16 protein-coding genes and 1 pseudogene are annotated in these 17,233 nt (G+C 42.8%); 4 read left to right on the top strand and 13 right to left on the bottom strand.

Annotation, left to right across the window (positions count from 1 at the left end; genetic code table 11):
- Positions 1-35: 35 nt before the first annotated feature.
- Complete coding sequence (locus tag FTV18_RS13315; RefSeq protein WP_166138117.1) at positions 36-536, top strand: hypothetical protein; 501 nt, start codon at positions 36-38, stop codon at positions 534-536.
- Here FTV18_RS13315 and FTV18_RS13310 read toward each other — a convergent pair.
- Positions 533-709 carry a hypothetical protein gene (locus tag FTV18_RS13310; protein WP_171431270.1) on the bottom strand — a complete coding sequence of 59 codons (177 nt, stop codon included), beginning with the start codon at positions 707-709 and terminating at the stop codon, positions 533-535. The two genes, FTV18_RS13315 and FTV18_RS13310, sit on opposite strands and share 4 nt — an antisense overlap.
- Positions 710-1,336: 627 nt before the next feature.
- Here FTV18_RS13310 and FTV18_RS13305 point away from each other — a divergent pair.
- Positions 1,337-2,857, top strand: a complete 1,521-nt coding sequence (locus FTV18_RS13305; RefSeq protein WP_004781832.1) for a catalase — start codon at positions 1,337-1,339, stop codon at positions 2,855-2,857.
- Between the two features lie 144 nt (positions 2,858-3,001).
- On the opposite strand, the pseudogene FTV18_RS13300 reads toward FTV18_RS13305, so the two are convergent.
- From FTV18_RS13300 to FTV18_RS13290, 3 genes and pseudogenes are all read right to left on the bottom strand, one after another.
- Positions 3,002-3,121, bottom strand: a pseudogene (locus FTV18_RS13300) (catalase-peroxidase 2); the annotation flags it as partial.
- A gap of 84 nt (positions 3,122-3,205) precedes the next feature.
- Positions 3,206-4,261, bottom strand: coding sequence for an MBL fold metallo-hydrolase (locus FTV18_RS13295; protein WP_159123646.1), 1,056 nt, complete (start codon positions 4,259-4,261; stop codon positions 3,206-3,208).
- A gap of 411 nt (positions 4,262-4,672) precedes the next feature.
- Entirely contained in the window at positions 4,673-5,611 is a 939-nt protein-coding gene (locus tag FTV18_RS13290) for a cation diffusion facilitator family transporter (protein WP_180018467.1), read from the bottom strand.
- 131 nt (positions 5,612-5,742) lie between these two features.
- Here FTV18_RS13290 and FTV18_RS13285 point away from each other — a divergent pair, with 131 nt between their 5' ends.
- On the top strand, positions 5,743-6,180 hold the full coding sequence (locus FTV18_RS13285) for a GNAT family N-acetyltransferase (protein WP_004781822.1): 438 nt from the start codon (positions 5,743-5,745) through the stop codon (positions 6,178-6,180).
- 53 nt (positions 6,181-6,233) lie between these two features.
- Here FTV18_RS13285 and FTV18_RS13280 read toward each other — a convergent pair whose 3' ends face one another.
- From FTV18_RS13280 to hcaE, 7 genes are all read right to left on the bottom strand, one after another.
- Positions 6,234-7,142, bottom strand: a complete 909-nt coding sequence (locus tag FTV18_RS13280) for a DMT family transporter (RefSeq protein WP_125279397.1) — start codon at positions 7,140-7,142, stop codon at positions 6,234-6,236.
- 297 nt (positions 7,143-7,439) lie between these two features.
- Complete coding sequence (hcaD, locus tag FTV18_RS13275) at positions 7,440-8,669, bottom strand: 3-phenylpropionate/cinnamic acid dioxygenase ferredoxin--NAD(+) reductase subunit (RefSeq protein ID WP_180018465.1); 1,230 nt, start codon at positions 8,667-8,669, stop codon at positions 7,440-7,442.
- A gap of 7 nt (positions 8,670-8,676) precedes the next feature.
- Positions 8,677-9,642, bottom strand: a complete 966-nt coding sequence (locus FTV18_RS13270; RefSeq protein WP_180018463.1) for a 3-carboxyethylcatechol 2,3-dioxygenase — start codon at positions 9,640-9,642, stop codon at positions 8,677-8,679.
- A 66-nt stretch (positions 9,643-9,708) separates the two neighbouring features.
- The gene (hcaB, locus tag FTV18_RS13265; protein ID WP_004781818.1) at positions 9,709-10,524 is read right to left on the bottom strand and encodes a 3-phenylpropionate-dihydrodiol/cinnamic acid-dihydrodiol dehydrogenase; all 816 of its coding nucleotides are present in this window, start codon (positions 10,522-10,524) and stop codon (positions 9,709-9,711) included.
- Between the two features lie 2 nt (positions 10,525-10,526).
- A complete protein-coding gene (gene hcaC / locus FTV18_RS13260) occupies positions 10,527-10,853 on the bottom strand; it encodes a 3-phenylpropionate/cinnamic acid dioxygenase ferredoxin subunit (protein ID WP_004781817.1) in 327 nt (108 codons plus the stop codon).
- Positions 10,853-11,371, bottom strand: a complete 519-nt coding sequence (gene hcaF / locus FTV18_RS13255; RefSeq protein WP_004781816.1) for a 3-phenylpropionate/cinnamic acid dioxygenase subunit beta — start codon at positions 11,369-11,371, stop codon at positions 10,853-10,855. Before hcaF ends, hcaC begins: the two co-directional genes overlap by 1 nt.
- Positions 11,368-12,735, bottom strand: coding sequence for a 3-phenylpropionate/cinnamic acid dioxygenase subunit alpha (hcaE, locus tag FTV18_RS13250; RefSeq protein WP_004781815.1), 1,368 nt, complete (start codon positions 12,733-12,735; stop codon positions 11,368-11,370). The genes hcaF and hcaE overlap by 4 nt, the downstream gene beginning before the upstream one ends.
- A gap of 280 nt (positions 12,736-13,015) precedes the next feature.
- Between hcaE and hcaR the strand changes: the two genes are divergently transcribed.
- Positions 13,016-13,924, top strand: coding sequence for a DNA-binding transcriptional regulator HcaR (gene hcaR / locus FTV18_RS13245; protein ID WP_159123907.1), 909 nt, complete (start codon positions 13,016-13,018; stop codon positions 13,922-13,924).
- A 376-nt stretch (positions 13,925-14,300) separates the two neighbouring features.
- On the opposite strand, the gene FTV18_RS13240 is transcribed toward hcaR, so the two are convergent.
- Complete coding sequence (locus FTV18_RS13240) at positions 14,301-15,161, bottom strand: alpha/beta fold hydrolase (protein ID WP_004781813.1); 861 nt, start codon at positions 15,159-15,161, stop codon at positions 14,301-14,303.
- 283 nt (positions 15,162-15,444) lie between these two features.
- Positions 15,445-16,719 carry an OprD family outer membrane porin gene (locus tag FTV18_RS13235; protein ID WP_180018461.1) on the bottom strand — a complete coding sequence of 425 codons (1,275 nt, stop codon included), beginning with the start codon at positions 16,717-16,719 and terminating at the stop codon, positions 15,445-15,447.
- Positions 16,720-17,233: the final 514 nt, after the last annotated feature.

The following is a 17,233-nucleotide window of genomic DNA, read 5'->3' as shown; positions in this document are numbered from 1 at the left end:
CTTTTCCAGGTTCCTCTGCATCTGTCGAGGTACTTATGGAATTTGTGCTTATCCTGCTTATGCTGGCTGCAGCGTTTTATTTTATTATTGTTGCACCGGCCTTACGTTCGCAAAAATCCAGATATACATCTTCTCGTGGTCGTAATAACACAAGTACCAGTCATCAGTATATCCGTGAAACTGAACGTCCTAAAGCCTGTCCCTTATGGGGAATTGAAATTTCTCGTACCCAGCAACGGCGTTTAGGCAAGAATGATCCATCGGTCATTGCCGCAAAACTGTATCGGCAACAGCTAGGAAAATTTGCCAGTTTTCAGCAAACCCGGCCTATGGCTGATGCTGATCCAAATAGATCTTCGAGTTCTGCGACCCTGCCCCGTTTTTTTCAAAATATGTTTCCCGAAGAAGCTTCTTCAACCACCCGGCGGACTTCACCGCATTCTTCGAAAAGAAATTCATCTTTTCACTATACCCTCCAGAATCCCTTAAAGTCAGCTCCTGTCCAAAGCAGATCTACGTCTTCCTGGCCGCCCTAAGCTGCCCATAAAAAAGGGCGATCATCTTGTTGATATCGCCCTTGTTTGTGTTTGGTATAACCACGTTTTGCATTTTTCTTCCGGTCTACAAAAACCTGGCTTTTATTGACTTCATGCATATGTTTGGCCACGAAGTTTGGCATGACTGCCTCTACAGTTTTTTTCTTTGCCATCTTGCTCTCTGTTTAATTTGGGCTAAGGAAATGATCCGCTCGGGATGTGAAATAATTATAGGGGCGACTGGCCAATTTTCAAGCAGATCAGAACTTAAATATTTTCCAGAAAAAAGATAATTTGGTAGATATTCTTGCTGTAAAAATCAGAAAATTGTGAGCAAGATAATAATGTTTTAGCTGCCTGTTTAATCTTTATATTTTAATTTCAAATCTAGCTATTTTAAAAATATTTATATAATTAATGGCTTACGCAATAATTTATAAAAAAATAAAAGAAATATTGAAATGTTTTTCTGACTTAGAGAAGACATCTTAAATTCTGATTTTCTTACTTAATCATTTTAAACTGAGTGAAAAATTTGCATATTTTAACATTGTCACATTTCTAGAAATATCTTATGTTCAAATTAGATTATTTATTTTCAATGACTTAATTTTTATTCATTTAGGCAGTATTTTCTGAAGTTACAGAAAAACCAAACTTATTGCCAAAACACCCAATTCAACAACTCACTTAATTAAAAATCTGTTGGAAATAAAGCCCCTAATGTTATTCCTGCGCTTATAGATGATTTTTTTGAATGCTGGAATAACGAATAAAATTCTCAACGCTTGGAGAGAAATATGAGCCAAGATATGAAAAAGTGCCCTGTCACCCATCTGACTACTGAAGCTGGCGCACCTGTAGTCGACAACCAGAACAGTATGACGGCAGGTAGCCGTGGCCCATTGCTGGCCCAAGATTTATGGCTGAATGAAAAACTGGCTAACTTTGTTCGTGAAGTGATTCCTGAGCGCCGTATGCACGCAAAAGGTTCAGGTGCATTTGGTACCTTTACCGTAACCAATGACATTACTGAATATACCCGTGCAAAAATTTTCTCGGAAGTCGGTAAAAAAACCGAACTCTTTGCCCGTTTTTCGACCGTCGCCGGTGAACGCGGTGCAGCTGATGCAGAACGTGACATTCGTGGTTTTGCCCTGAAATTCTATACCGAAGAAGGGAACTGGGACCTAGTCGGTAACAATACACCGGTATTCTTCCTGCGTGATCCACGTAAATTTCCTGACTTAAACAAAGCAGTAAAACGTGATCCGAAAACCAATAAACGTAGCGCCACCAATAACTGGGATTTCTGGACTTTATTGCCGGAAGCACTACATCAAGTTACCATCGTAATGTCCGATCGTGGGATTCCGGCTGGTTACCGTCATATGCACGGTTTCGGCAGTCATACCTACAGTTTTATCAATGCCCAAAATGAACGCTTTTGGGTAAAATTCCATATGCGTACCCAGCAAGGTATCAAGAATCTGACTGATGCTGAGGCAGCAGAGTTGATTGCTAAAGACCGTGAAAGCAGTCAAACCGACCTGTTTGATGCGATTGAACGTGGCGATTATCCGAAATGGAAAATGTACGTTCAGATCATGCCTGAAACAGATGCCGAGAAAGTGCCTTATCATCCGTTTGACCTGACCAAAGTCTGGCCGAAAGGTGATTATCCACTAATTGAAGTAGGTGAATTCGAACTCAACCGTAATCCGGAAAACTATTTCCAGGACGTAGAACAAGCCGCTTTTGCGCCAAGCAATCTGGTACCAGGTATCAGCTATTCACCGGATCGCATGCTACAGGCACGTTTGGTCAATTATGCTGATGCAGCGCGTTACCGTGTAGGTGTGAATCATGCCCAGATTCCGGTCAATGCCGCACGTTGCCCGGTACATTCAAATCACCGTGATGGTTTGGGCCGTATGGATGGCAACTATGGTTCATTGCCGCATTATGAGCCGAACAGTTTCAGCCAGTGGCAGGAACAGCCAGAATTCAGAGAGCCCCCCCTCAAAATCACGGGTGATGCAGATTTCTGGGATTATCGCAAAGATGATAATGACTACTTCAGCCAGCCACGTGCCCTGTTCAACCTGATGAATGATGAGCAGAAACAGGCTCTATTTAATAATACCGCAGCCGCAATGGGTGATGCGCTTGATTTCATCAAGTACCGTCATATCCGTAACTGTTATGCCTGTGATCCCGCCTATGGTGAAGGTATTGCTCAAGCTCTTGGGATGAGCGTAGCTGATGCCCAGATGGCTCGAGCAACTGATCCAGCTAAAGGCCTACCAAGCTTTCTCTAAGTTTTTTAGCTTGAACTGAGCGAATAAAAAACCACCCGAGGGTGGTTTTTTTATTGGTGTTAAATTAAAGCATTAGGAATATGAATTGCAGTTCATTTCAGGTCATGTGTTTGACGGTCACGGATTTCAAAAAGGTTCTTCTACCGGTACCCAGATCTTTTTCATATCCATCAGATTCACGAAGAAATCATTGCTCAACATACCCACCCGATCAGTCAGTATGCCATGCTTGTTTCCACCACGATTGGCACCTGTACCCTTCAGCATAGGATTTAATCCTATACAAATGAGAGCTACTCTATATGCTAGCTAACGACTCAATCGTTATACAGGAGTGATCTTAAGCCCTTAGACAATAATCCGTTTGCCCTCACGAATACAGTAAAACGGGTTAATCAGCTTGGATGAATGCTGAATAATATGCTGCAGTTCATTTTCAGGCTGGTCACGTGCTTCATCAGTGAGCTGGAAGGTCCGATAATGGATCGCCATTGAGCAACGTGCCATTAAGTCCTGATGGGCATGAAAAGCATCTTCCGGATTCATATGAATATTGCGCATCAGTTCACGTGGTTCATAGGCACCGATCGGTAACAGCGCAATTCGTGGTGGCCCCAAGCGTTTGCGAATTTCCTTGAAATGCGGCGCATAGCCGCTATCCCCGGCAAAATAGCAATGATCCTTGCCATTCAATAAGGAAAAACCGCCCCATAATGCGCAGTTCTGGTCACGCATTCCACGTCCTGAAGCGTGCTGTGCTGGCGAATAGACAATCTGGATATCTTCAAAAAATGCATTTTCCCACCAGTCCATTTCAATGACATTATAGTCTTTAGGCAGGTACCAGCCATTACCAAGGCCGGTATAGATCGGCATTTGATAGGTCTGATGCAGCCAGGCCAAGGTCGCCAGATCCATATGATCATAATGGTTATGGCTGAGCAATACGGCATCAATATGCGGCAGCTCATCCAGGGCAATGCCAGCAGGAATGACGCGCTGTGGCCCTCGGGATGCAGAAGGACTGGCATATTCACACCAGACCGGATCAGTCAGAAAATTATACGGCCCGATCTGGATCAGAGCGGTAGCATGCCCAATAAACCAGATTTGCCAGTCATCTAAAGTGGCTTCCGGCCGATTTTGTGGTAAAGCACGCGGACGTGAAAAAAACTCGGCACGTTCCTGTTCCAGATTTACTTCCCAGGTGCTGGATTTTCTGGTGAATAACCATTTATACAAGTCAAAGCGACTCTGTTCGAGCGAATGATGCTCCAGATTCTTAAACCGCTCACCATCAAAATGATCGGAATGTAGATAATCAAATACCGGCTTGGACCAGAGATGTTTCCAACTGGACTCAGTCTCAAGCTGAAATTTTTTAGTCTTGAAAAGATCTTGCATAAATATCCACTATTTATTATTTGTTATATGCAAGACAGCATCCACCTGGAATTTTCAAACGGAGCATCTCTTTAAATCGCATACAAACTTATATACTTCGGTATTTCAGCATAGTATGAAATACGTGCCTAAGATTCATTTATGTTTTTGTTATTTTTAGCAAAACATCGAGCCCATGGAAAGACTAAAACCGATGAAAAGCTTCTAAAAAAATGAATACTCGCGATCAAGTTTGTGTCCATTCTTCTTTCTAAAAAGACAGGAGAATGATCGATATTCATCCGATAATTCTCACTCCATACCTGACTGTACATGATTTCATGACCTAAATTTTTATCCCGTATTCATGTAATCACGCTTGATGCCCTCCTGACTATCCGACGAAAGTTATCTGCTGAAATCTTCACTTCCTCAAATACGACCTTGGGTCCGTTCCAGCCATACGGCTTTGGTTTGAGGTTTCACAAACAGAGTAATAATTTCAGGGTGTAGCTGTTTAATCTGCGCTTCAATCCGGTTGACGCAAGCTTCGATTTCATCAGAAGTCAGATCGTCTTTGAATTCCAGACTTAAGGAGGCAATCACCTGATGCGCGCCCATTTGCTCAGTCAGCACCCCATTGGCGCTATAGACCGCAGTATCCTGCTGGGCAATGTTAAGTACATTTTCACGCAGTCTAGGATCTGCTGTTTCACCCAGTAATAGGCCTTTGGTTTCACGTGCCAGTAACCAGGCTGATACCGCCAATACAACACCAATCAGAATAGAGGCGGCACCATCCAGCTCAGGAATATTCAGTTGATGAGCCAAGAAAATCCCGGTCAGGGCAATAAAAAGACCCACTAGCGCAGCAGTATCTTCAAATAACACAGTAAAGGTTGTTGGGTCTTTGCTGCGTCTAAAGGCTTCAAAATAGCCCATCTTCCCTTTCATTTTACGGAAGGTTCTTAAAGCTACGGTCCAGGAGAATCCTTCACACAGAATCGCAATACCCAGCACGATATAGTTGATCATCGGATCCTGCATTTCTTCAGGATGAATGATGTGCAGGATACCTTGATAGATGGATACAATCGCACCCAGTGCAAAGACCATCAAGGCCACAATAAAGGCCCAGAAATACAGTTCACGACCATAGCCAAAAGGATGGTGAGCATCTGGGCGCTGCTCTGCTTTTTTCATGCCGTATAGCAATAGAATTTCATTCAGGGTATCAACCACCGAGTGAATCGCTTCACTCAGCATCGCAGAACTATTGGTAATATAGGCTGCGACAAATTTAACCAGCGCAATAGCCAGGTTGCCAAATAACGCTGCATAGACCACAATTTTATTAGATTCAGATGACATTCAAAGTTGTCCTAGTTTTTCCTCAAACAGATGGATCTATTTGATTTTTCATTTTATCTCTTTGCATCTTAATAAACTGCTGCGATAAATTGTTTATTGTTTTGTTGTTCTCATTTTTAATCGGAATCTTCATGCCTGTAATTGTCCATACTTCTGCCGATCGGCATCCTCAGCTCCTAGAATTGTGGGAACAATCCGTCCGTGCTACGCATCATTTCCTAAATGACGCGCAGATCCTAAAGATCCGTCAGCAGATTATTGATCATAATTATTTCACCCACGTGCAATTGTTCCATGTGGAACATCAGCAGCAGATTCTGGGTTTTATGGGCATTGCAGGCAACAAACTGGAAATGCTGTTTGTCTCTCCTGCGGCATTTAGAAAAGGCATAGGCAGCCAGTTATTACAACATGCGCTTGCTCTGGGTGTGACTGAAGTCGATGTGAATGAGCAGAATCCTGATGCGACTGCTTTCTATTTAAAACATGGTTTCGAGATGATCAGCCGTTCAGAAACCGATGCTGAAGGTAATCCCTACCCAATTCTGCATCTAAAACTGCAAAAATAAAAAAGGAAGCCAAAGCTTCCTTTTAGGTCTGAATTTAACTTGAACAATCTATTTTAAGATTTAGAAAAATACTGCTCGCGCCATTCTTTCCAGAAGTACATCACGATCCCGAACATCACTACCGCAATACCAGCAAAGGCATGACTGCTGATCACTTCGTTATTCAGGGTTGCACCGAGAATCAGGGCAATGATTGGCGTCATCACATTGCTGAGGGATACGGTGGATGCAGCCAGACGGCGAATCAGCCAGAAGTAACACAGCATCGCCACAATCGAAGACAGGATCATGGTAAAACCAAAGCCGAACAGCGCCTGCATACTTGGCATTTGTGTTGGGAAAGATTGCCAGATAAATGGAATGATTAGCAATGATCCCAATGAGGAAACAATCAAAGAACCGGTGGCTTGGGACATCGGTTTTAACGGTGCATTGATCTGCTTCACCCAGAAAATCGAGCTGATATAAGACACCATGCTAATCAGCATTAGCACCACACCCCACGGATTCACTTTACTATCTGCTGACTCCGCAAAGACAAAACTTAAACCACCGACGGCAACTGCCATACCGAGCCATTGCAGCCAGATCAGACGGTTGGTTTTCAGGATGACATGCCCGATCAGACCTGCAACCAGTGGTGAGAAACCGAAAATTAAGGCCATTAAGCCAGAGGTCAAATAATTCGCAGCCAGGTAGATAAATAACTGCGCGCCGATCAAGTTCAGGCTACCTGCTACATAGCTCATCATGGAGGTTCGATCAAATGGCAATGGATTACGCATGGCAGCCAAGATCGCCAGCGCCAGCAGAGAAGCGCCGAAATAACGGATGATCAGCACCCACATCGGGTGCACTTCCTGCACGCTCCAGACAATCGCCAGTGGCGTTGCTGCCCAGATCAGCACCAGCAAGGCATAAATACTTGCCGTCACCAGCATGGGAGATGAATTTGAATTCATAAAAGACTCAATTAAATTTTTTTAGAAAGAATTGAACTAACTTCTCGTTCAAATCCACAATCGACAATACTGATGGCGGCAGGGATGCCGCCGCTAAACTGGGATATAGGGATATATCCTCAGTTTAGCAAAAGATTTTTATTACTTTTCATCTTTGAAAAGTAAGCCAAACCTACACAAAGCCATTTCAAATCACAATGGAATGTGAGGTCATGACAGCACAATCTGACAGACATAAAAAAGCAGACCTAGGTTGCCCAAGGTCTGCCCTTTTGTAAACTTATCAATAAAACAAAGTTATTTCACAAGCTTACGAAGATCTTGGCCTAGATCCAAATATTTATCTGCTTCAAATGCAGCTTGCTTGCTAATCAACTTTTTAAGATGACGCATTTCTTTCGCAGCATTGACCGTAATACCACCTACGATCACACCATCAGTCACACCAAACAAGACAAATGATGATTCACCACGAAGTTCAGGTTTGATTTCACCACGAACATGCCATTCAGCTGCAGCCATATCACCTACGAATTGGTAGTTAATGTCGAGCTGGTCTGTCCAGAACCATGCTGGGTTTGGCGTAGGATGCTCAACACCCATCACATGACGTGCAAAAATACCTGCTTGAAGATTGGCATTTTCCCAAGTCTCAACACGGCGGTGGTTACCACAGTCACGAAGCTGAGTCGCAACGTCACCCGCTGCATAAATGTCAGGATTTGAGGTTTGGCAGTTCTCGTTGACTTTAATTGCAAGATCAACGTCTAGACCTGCTTTAACCGCAAGCTGTGCATTTGGCACAATCCCAATACCGTACACTACAGCATCTGCACGAAGTTCTTCGCCGTCACCCAATGTCACCACGATTTCTTCGCCATCCAATTTGCAGTCTGCAATTGAAGTTGAAAGACGAACATCCACACCTGCTAATTTTTGCTGTTCAAGCAAGAATTCGCTCAGGATGCGTGGCGATGAACGACCCATCACCATTGGACCCATTTCAATCACGGTCACTTCACATTCTTTAAAACGTGCAGATGAAGCAAGCTCAAGACCGATTACGCCACCACCGATTAAGATTAAACGGCGACCTGGTTGTAATACCGGAACTAAAGCTTGTGAGTCTTCAAGGTTACGCAGCGTATAAACGTGTTTGCCAAGTGCATCGAAGTTTGGCAAACGACGTGCCGCACCACCTGTTGCAAGAAGCAATTTGTCATAAGCAACAACGTCACCATTTTGAAGTTCAACCGTTTTAGCCTCAGCGTTAATTTTTTGCACGCCATTGCCACGGATGGTTTCAACCCCAAGTTCTGCCAGTTTTTCTTCTGACAAAATTTCGATCTTGGTTTCTTCAGGACGCAAAATCACGTCTTTAGACAGTGGCGGACGCTCATAAGGAAGATGCGTTTCATCACCAATCAGAATGATTTTACCTTCGAATTTGTTAGCACGAAGTTCTAAAATCGCGCTTGCACCTGCCTGGCCAGCACCTACAATTACGATGGTTTCGATGTTGCTCATGTGTAAATTAACCTTTTAGCTCTGCAGATACGATACCGAAGCCTGCAATCCATTCACTGATGTCTTCATAGCAGTGTGTTGTCATGTCGTATTCGCCAATTTCACTTAAGGCAGCAAATGCAGCCATCCATGAGCGAACTTCTTGACCACCACGACCACCGTCACGACGGATTTCAGCTTCTGTCATTGCTTCCATCGCAGCAAAATCAGCATTCTTGAATTTTTCAAGCAATGCGATATCCCATTCAGGGCTGAGTGGAACGGCAACAGAGGTATCACCAGCAGCCAATTTTTGACCGACTGCAATAATTTTTGCTTGACGTGCTTCACGTGCTTCAGAGCTTGGATTACGACCTGCAATCAGGAATTCTTCAACTTCTGGTGGCACTGAACCCATTTGTGGTGTTGGTGGATCATGAGACAGACCACCTGTACCTAAAACAAGGACACGTTCATTTTCAAGGTTTAAAGACTTGATGAATTGACCTACAGCACGGCCTAAAGCGATCGTACGCTTAGTTGTTGGCATTGGTGCTGCAGCACCATTAATGAAAATTGGAATCGTTGGATAACGATCAAGTTTGCCTTCACACAGGAAGTGCAATGGCTGAGTCACGCCATGGTCGGCTTGCATACGGTAAGAATACGCAACGTCCACGCCCTCATCGAGTACACGACGAACCAAGCCCAAAGCTTTGTCTTCAGGTACATCAATGTGTGCATTGTCTTTACCATAGTCCCAGTCCCCTGCAGCCGTCGCGCGAATGCCCACACAGAAGCTCGGCATCAGGTCATAGAAGAAACCATTGAAATGGTCAGGACCAAAGGTAATGATCAGGGTTGGGTCGTAAGCTTTTACTTCAGCAGACAGTTTTTCAAACGCTTCACGAACAGCCTGTTCTTTGCGTTTTTCCTGCGGTGAAGCAAATTCCATTAAAGGACTGTGCGATGCACAAATAAGTTTAACGGCCATGAGAGACTCCTTAAAAGGAAGGCAGCCAAGAACAGGCTGCCGAAAAGTCCATTTCAGACTAGATTTTTATTCGTCAAAGAAACCGGCACGTGGCTGACGTAAGCCGCGAATACCCAGACCGCATTCTGCATTGATCAGAACACCAGTCAAAGGACGGTTATTTTGACGAGATGCCAAGAGCACATATGAACCTGTCATATCTTCCGGCTCAGGTAAGAAATTCAGTGGCATGCCACGGGCGATTTTCTCAGGATCACGTGCATCGAGCAGGCCAAGATTTTCCTGACCTAAGGATGCAGCACCTTTGATGTTCACATTCATACCTGATGGCGCAACGGCGTTTACGCGGACTTTAGGTGCAAGTTCGTAAGCCAGTTCTTTCATAATGCCCACACCCGCATGTTTCGATGCTGTGTAAACTGGACCGCCACCTGCAGAATACAATGCAGAATTTGACAGCGTGAAAATGATCGAACCTTCAGATTTAACGAGCTCATCCAGTGCAGCTTTCGCACCTAAGATCAGAGATTTGGTATTAATCCCCATAATCTCATCAAAGGCTTTTTCCAGCTGCTCACCTGAAGTATTGACGATATCGGCATAGTGATCCCAGATACCGGCATTACCCACGAAACAGTCGAGTTTACCGTAACGCTCTACAGTCGCTTTAACAGCGCGGACGTTGTCTTCATAGCTGGCCACATCACCTGCGATTGCCAGCACGCGATCACCAAAATGTGCATTCAGTGCATCGACTTTAGACTGTGAACGTTGAAGAACGGCCACTTGTGCACCCTCTTCCAGGAAACGTTCTACCAGTGCCCAACCGAGACCTGAACCACCACCAGTGATCAGTGCAACTTCGCCTTGTAGCCAACCCATGATTACTCTCCTGCCATCTCTACGTATAACGCACCATCTTCAAGTACAACTGGGAATGTTTGAATTGGGTCAGTTGCTGGTAAGCAAAGTGCCTGACCTGTTTTCAAACAGAAACGAGCTGCATGAAGTGGACATTCCACTGTACCGTCGTCTTCAAGGTAGCCTTCAGACATAGAAGCATTACCGTGTGAACAGCGGTCGTTCATTGCGAAGAATTCGCCACCGTTGTTGAATACTGCAAGCGCTTCGATACCGTTTACGCCACAATCCACTTTTAACGCTTCGCCTTCGTCTAATTCGTCAACTTGGCAAACAAAAATCTTATTCATTAGAAGAACACACTCAGGTTATGTGAGTTATAGGTAACTTGGTCAAGCGTGATCTTACGGTTGAAGATCTGGAAGCCCAGGCCGCCTTCAACTTTGCGGATCTTGTCATGACGTTTACCACAGTAAATCGTAACGTCTTTCTCTTTCTGGGTACGGTACAGTAGGTATGTCACGTATACATCGTATTCGCCTTCAACTTCAGTCGGCTCAACAATCACGTTGCTCACCATGTGAGTGGTACGTGATGGAGGCTCTTCAGCCCAAGCCATACCAGTTTCCAGACGTGCAACACGACGTTCCAGAAGATCTTTCGTATCGTTGAATACCCAGGTAGTAGGTGGTTCAACTGAACGACGACGGTCACGCGTTTGAGCGTTTGGTGTAGTACGTAGCGTGTAAGAAATATCTTCAGCTAGCGTGTCTAACCACTCGCGGAATTTCCAGTCATCAAGAAGCTTGGCTTCTTGATACAGGAACTGACTAATTTGGTGATGAAGTTCTAAACTGATTTGACTCATTTCATAAGCTCCTTCTCGTATTCGTCAGCCGCAGCTTCAACGTCTTCCCATTTTTCATGAATCAATAAATCTGCCCAACGGCGGTACATACCACGTGCTGCAGTTTCAGAGAAAATATAGTTAGTGATACCCGGGATACCATCTTCACGTACTTTCTCGTTACCTTTACCCATTTCCATAATGAGTTTGTTTTGACGCGCTTTGTAACCACGTAAAACTTTTTGGATTTCGATCCAGTTTTCAGAGTCATCTTGCTCTAGGAAACCAGCAGGACCGAAGGCACGAGTTGCAGAACGTTCAAATGCTGCTTGTACATCTTCTGGCGCGTCCGCATCACAGATACAGAATGCCCAAACTTCAGTTTTGTTTGGACCACGTGGGTGCCATACACGAAGAGTCGCAGTACCGTTCAACCAAGACAATGTAGGGAACATGGTGTTGTGACCTGCAAGACGCAGCGCACGAGTTTCACCTAGGCGTTCTTTCACTTCTTCGTAAGTTTCGCGGAAGTAGTTTGCTACTTCACCATCAACCCATACGTTTGCGTCTGGTTTCTCTGTGAAGAAGAAGCCTGAACCGTGACCACGTGAACCGTATTGGATCGCGTCTTTCGCAGTTTCCCAAACTGGACGAGCAGTTTGTGCAGCACCTAATTTCTTAGAAGATTCGTCGTCTGGTTTCGCACCAAGCACCTGAATTGCAGATGCGTGAGAGAACAACGCGTGATATTGGTCAGATGCGAACTGTTCAGCTGCAAATTTCCAGTTACACTCGATTTCCCATTTGTGTACACCACCCACAATCACAGTACCGCCTTCACGACGATCTACAACGCCGTCCAGGTACCAAGCGATATCGCCCATGTATTCTTCTAGATCTGGAGTCGTTTCATCCCAGCATCCGAAAATCAGGCCTTTGTATGATTTAACACGGTTAACTTCTACCAGACCCCATTGCTCTTTACATGCACCATGTGGGTAAGCACGATCTTCAAGCGGGATGTCTTTTAGAGAACCATCAATACCGTATGACCAGCCGTGGTATGGGCAAGTGAACGCACGTGTATTACCACAGTCTGCGAAGCTTACGCGCATAGAACGGTGACGGCATTGGTTTAAGAATGCTTTGATTGAGCCATCTTTTTGGCGTGCCACGATGATTGGATCTTCACCCATGTAGGTATTGAAGAAATCGCCAGCCTTAGGAATTTGGCTTTCATGGCAAAGGAATAACCATGTACGACCGAAGACACGTTCAAGTTCTAATTCGTAAATGTCAGGATCTGTATAGATAGATGGCGTGATACGTCCATTTTGTGCATCGACTAAAGCGTCGATTTCGCGCACATCAATTTTTCCACTCATGAAAAGCTCTCCTGTGACCAGTTATGGCACAAAGTAATAGACTCAACTTTTCAACGATGATGGATTTTAGGGCGGTTTTGGGGAAATATTTTTTTTGTTTCAATTAATAGTTTTAAGCAATTATTCTAGGCGTGTATTTTTATATTAAAACACTAATCAATCCCTCCAAAGCATTTACTTTCTAAATGACAAAATAATCTTCACGACATAGTTGTTTATAGATTATACTCTTCTGAAATTATAGTAAGACATTTTTTGGATTACTCGACGGGCTGATGATATGGAATTACGACACCTCCGCTACTTCATTACTGTGGCTGAAGAACTCAACTTCAGTAAGGCAGCACTCAAACTTTACACGGCTCAGCCATCACTTAGTCAGCAAATCAAAGATTTGGAAGAAGATGTCGGTGTCAAACTGCTACACCGTACCAAGCGTAAAGTCGAACTGACCGAAGAAGGTGCTGTATTCCTAGAACAGGCCCGCCTGACGCTGGCACAAGCTGATAAGGCGATTGCCATGGCCCGTCAGGTCTCACAAGCCAAGCAGCAGATGCTACGCATCGGTTTCGTCCCTGTCGCGGAAATGAAAATCTTCCCGTATATCCTGCCGAATCTGCGCGTGCAAAACCCTGATTTAAAAATTGAATTGCTCAGTCTGAACAATAATGAGCAAATGCGATTATTGAAGAAAGGCGAACTGGATCTGACCTTTACCCGTCACAATTTCCATAGTGATGAAATTGAAAGCCAGTTTGTGATTCGTGAGCCATTGATCTTCATTTTGCCGAAGGATCATCCTTTAGCGAAATACGACCGTATTCCAGTTAAATTACTGAATGGTATAGATTTTATTATTCCATCTGCAGAACAGTCACTCACCCTGCACAATACGATTATGGAATTTGCCAAGACCAATGGCATTGAGCTTAATATTGTGCAAAAGGCGGATAATATCCTGTTCAATATCAACTCGATTGGAATGGGCTTGGGCTGTGCCATCCTGCCAGGCTATATCGCACCATTGACCATGAACAATACTGTAATCCGCCCGCTGGATGTAGAACTTCCCTTTTTAGATCTTTATGTTAGCTATCGCAAGGATAGTAATTCAGTCGCAGTGAAGAAGTTCCTGGAACTCCTGACTCGCGTATTCTACCTAGACATTAACCGCGACGAACCACATTAATTTTCTATTTTTATAGCAGCACACGTAATTTCCTCTGAGAATACGTGTGCTTTTTTGTTTTTATTTTTTCTGATCAAAATTTCATTTTATATTCATTTTTCCTATGACAGACCACATCTAGCTTGGCTTCCAACATCTCCGACCATGGCTTATTAGGTTTAATTTTTGCTCAAATTAGGCTTCTTTTACAACTTAAGTCTAATAAGAAGTCTAAGGCCCATTTTAATTTTTGAAATTCTGATTAATAGCTAAAAGGCATTAAAAACATTCAAAAAATTCACTGAATGAAATGACACTCATTTGGCAGCAGTAAATCAAATATTTTAGAAAGAAAAAAGGATGACCGAAGCCATCCTTTTTCTAAACTGTTTACGACTTATTTTACGCCGTGTACAGCCAGGTAGTTTTTGATCACAGTGTTGAACTCATCTGATTTTTCAACTTGAGACCAGTGACCACATTGACTGAAGATGTGTGCATCAGCATTTGGCACGATGTTCAGGATGTCCCAAGTACGAGAAACCGGAATGACCACGTCTTGAGTACCATGAATCAATAATACAGGTACAGTGATGTCTTTCATTTTTTCGAAGTCTAACGGGAATTCGAAACGGTCACGGTCACGTGCGCCCACTACATCCATCAAACGATTTGATGCATAGTCATTTGCAGCAGAAGCAAAACGTACTTTCACCAGTTCGTCAGTGATCAGATCTTTGTTCACGACAAACATAGAAAGTGTTTTCTTAATACCTTCTTCAGTCAGTACAGGGTTTGCATGCGCTTTAAGTGCAGCAGTCTGTTTTGCACCGCCAGTACCCATAGACACGATACCTAGAACACGTTCAGGATAATCAAGTGCCATCTGGAATGCCAACCAGCCACCCAGAGAGTTACCCACTAACCAGGTTTTTTCGATACCTAATGCATCTAGAGTACGTACAGCATGATCCACCCATGCACGGATACCATAAGCAGTACCTGGTGCAACCACAGTTTGACCATAACCAATGGTATCGATTGCGATACAACGTGCTTGTTCACCAATTGAAGGCAGGTTTAACCACCAGTTTGCAGCAGCAGATACACCCGTACCTGAACCGTGCAGGAACAGAATAGGCGTACCTTCACCAATTTCATGGTAGTGAGTCAACTCACCTTCTGCAGTTTCAATCCATTTGTCTTCTAAGCCGAAGAAAGGATCTGTTTTATAATCAGGGATTTGAACAGTGCTCATCATGATTCCTCTTACAGTTTCTTGCTTGCGTGTTCCTCGATGACGAGAATTCGACGTCAAGTTGACTCATTAAAAATGATCTTTTTACCGTCTTATATTAACCGCTCTACTGTCTTCAACTGATATAAAATTACGATTGCATACTACAAAAAATATATTATTTAAGTATTTGTTTTAATTAATTATTTTAAATTTAAAACCTTGTTTAATTTAAGGCTTTGATTAAGTTCTTAACTCAAAAAAAAGCAGTCAGAATACTGACTGCCCTTAAAATGCGCTTAACTTAGAATTTATGGGTATAAGTCGTCGCTACGCGGTATTCTTGAAGATCTGGTTTAGTAGGATTAGCAAAATTCACATCGATATACATCGCTTGAATGCCTAATCCTTTTAACTTACCCTCTGGAACAGTGTAATTCGCAATCAGATTTAACTCATCAGTATTAAAGTTTTGATCACCTGATTGAGCATCATAACCTTTGAAATAAACTGCAGTCGCATTTAAGCCTTTGGCACCCATTTCAGAGAAGTCATAGCCATAAGAAATATTCCATGACTTTTCTTCTGGTGCAGTAAAGGTTGCAACGCCCCAGTTCACCAGATAAGGCTGCGGCACCCAGCCGCCAAGTGTTGGAAATGCAGTATCACCAAACATTTGCTGATAACCCAGACCTACGGTATGCGCACCATGATTAACTTTTGCCCCTACTGACAATGCCTGATTATCAATATCACCATACAGTTTGTCACCTGAATCTGAGTTATCAAAATAACGCACATGGCTATCTAATTTGGTTTTTTCGCCTAGCGCAGTTTTGTAATTCACACCCAAGTAATGCTGTTGGTAGATGTCTTGAACATCTGCATACCAGTAGCTACCACCAATTTCAGGCGTGAACTGGTGATCTACACCGGCAATCCACATACCATCAGATTCAGGACCTAAGTCATAATGACCTTGTGTACCATCAGGTAAAGTTCTACCTGGAGAAAATAAAGCTAAATCACGGAACTGATTGTCGTAACGATTATTAATTTTATCAATATAAGCCAAAGTCAGTTTGGTATCTTTAATCTCTTTAGATTCTAACCATGCACCGCTATAAGTAGTGATGAGCTGACGAGATGGATCAAATACTAGCACTGGAGATACAGGCAATAACTCACCCACTTTCAGCTCAGTCTCAGAAACTTTAGCTTTTAAGGTTGCGCCAACTTTACCAAAATGATCTTTAGATTCTTTACCATCGTGAGGCAACACCCAATCCGGATTTTGATCACGGCCTTTGAGTTTAACTGCATGTTGAACCAGAACATCTGCACCAACCTGCACCCCACCACCAATATCGTGATAGCCTGATTTGGCATCTAGAGTCACGCCTTGTGACCAAGAACCCCAATTACGTGAAGAAAAATCATCTTGATACTGACGATCTAGATAAAAGTTTTTAAATTTAAGCTGGACATTACTATCGTCAATAAAATCTGCATTTGCTGCAGTTGTTCCTAAACTTGCTGTTGCAGCAAGCATTGCTATCCATAAGTTTTGACGACGCATGGCTTATTCCTAGTAATCAAATTAAGCTATGCCGCTATCATGCTCAACTCTAGTTTTTTTAAAAATCCGACTACAGTATTAAAATTTTTCTATTAATCTCTATAGATAGAATAAGTATGCTGAAATTTGAAAAAGACTTATATTTATAAACAATTAACTAAAATAAAAAATTAACCAGATAATCAATATAAATCCATGTTTTCTCTTATATAAACAGCCATTATTTTTTTATAATTTAAAAATAACTTTTTATTTATCGTTTTTATGTTTAAGGAAATGTGTTTGATTATTTTCTTAAAATAAATAGTAATAATTAAAATATCTTATTCTATCGTTTTAATATCTTATTCATTTTATTCAAATAAATAAAAAAGCGCCCTTTCGGACTAATGCCAGTCAGTTAAGCAAATATTAGTAAAATGTAGTAAAAATGAGTGTATGTAAATACGCTCATTTTTTTATGACTTTATCTGAAAATTTAGATTGCACCCTTCAACATTCTTTACCTTCACTT

It is taken from the genome of Acinetobacter sp. YH12241 (assembly GCF_013417535.1).
Classification (GTDB): domain Bacteria; phylum Pseudomonadota; class Gammaproteobacteria; order Pseudomonadales; family Moraxellaceae; genus Acinetobacter.
This window is presented reverse-complemented; position numbering and strand designations above follow the sequence as displayed.

Coding starts and splice junctions, on each gene's coding strand:
- hcaB (WP_004781818.1), bottom strand. CDS start 10,524: ATGGGTTGGCTACAAGGCGAAGTTGCACTGATCACTGGTGGTGGTTCA.
- hcaE (WP_004781815.1), bottom strand. CDS start 12,735: ATGAGTGGAAAAATTGATGTGCGCGAAATCGACGCTTTAGTCGATGCA.
- FTV18_RS13280 (WP_125279397.1), bottom strand. CDS start 7,142: ATGAATTCAAATTCATCTCCCATGCTGGTGACGGCAAGTATTTATGCC.
- FTV18_RS13285 (WP_004781822.1), top strand. CDS start 5,743: ATGCCTGTAATTGTCCATACTTCTGCCGATCGGCATCCTCAGCTCCTA.
- FTV18_RS13270 (WP_180018463.1), bottom strand. CDS start 9,642: ATGGCCGTTAAACTTATTTGTGCATCGCACAGTCCTTTAATGGAATTT.
- FTV18_RS13310 (WP_171431270.1), bottom strand. CDS start 709: ATGGCAAAGAAAAAAACTGTAGAGGCAGTCATGCCAAACTTCGTGGCC.
- hcaC (WP_004781817.1), bottom strand. CDS start 10,853: ATGAATAAGATTTTTGTTTGCCAAGTTGACGAATTAGACGAAGGCGAA.
- hcaF (WP_004781816.1), bottom strand. CDS start 11,371: ATGAGTCAAATCAGTTTAGAACTTCATCACCAAATTAGTCAGTTCCTG.
- FTV18_RS13290 (WP_180018467.1), bottom strand. CDS start 5,611: ATGTCATCTGAATCTAATAAAATTGTGGTCTATGCAGCGTTATTTGGC.
- hcaD (WP_180018465.1), bottom strand. CDS start 8,669: ATGAGCAACATCGAAACCATCGTAATTGTAGGTGCTGGCCAGGCAGGT.
- FTV18_RS13305 (WP_004781832.1), top strand. CDS start 1,337: ATGAGCCAAGATATGAAAAAGTGCCCTGTCACCCATCTGACTACTGAA.
- FTV18_RS13240 (WP_004781813.1), bottom strand. CDS start 15,161: ATGAGCACTGTTCAAATCCCTGATTATAAAACAGATCCTTTCTTCGGC.
- FTV18_RS13235 (WP_180018461.1), bottom strand. CDS start 16,719: ATGCGTCGTCAAAACTTATGGATAGCAATGCTTGCTGCAACAGCAAGT.
- FTV18_RS13295 (WP_159123646.1), bottom strand. CDS start 4,261: ATGCAAGATCTTTTCAAGACTAAAAAATTTCAGCTTGAGACTGAGTCC.
- FTV18_RS13315 (WP_166138117.1), top strand. CDS start 36: ATGGAATTTGTGCTTATCCTGCTTATGCTGGCTGCAGCGTTTTATTTT.
- hcaR (WP_159123907.1), top strand. CDS start 13,016: ATGGAATTACGACACCTCCGCTACTTCATTACTGTGGCTGAAGAACTC.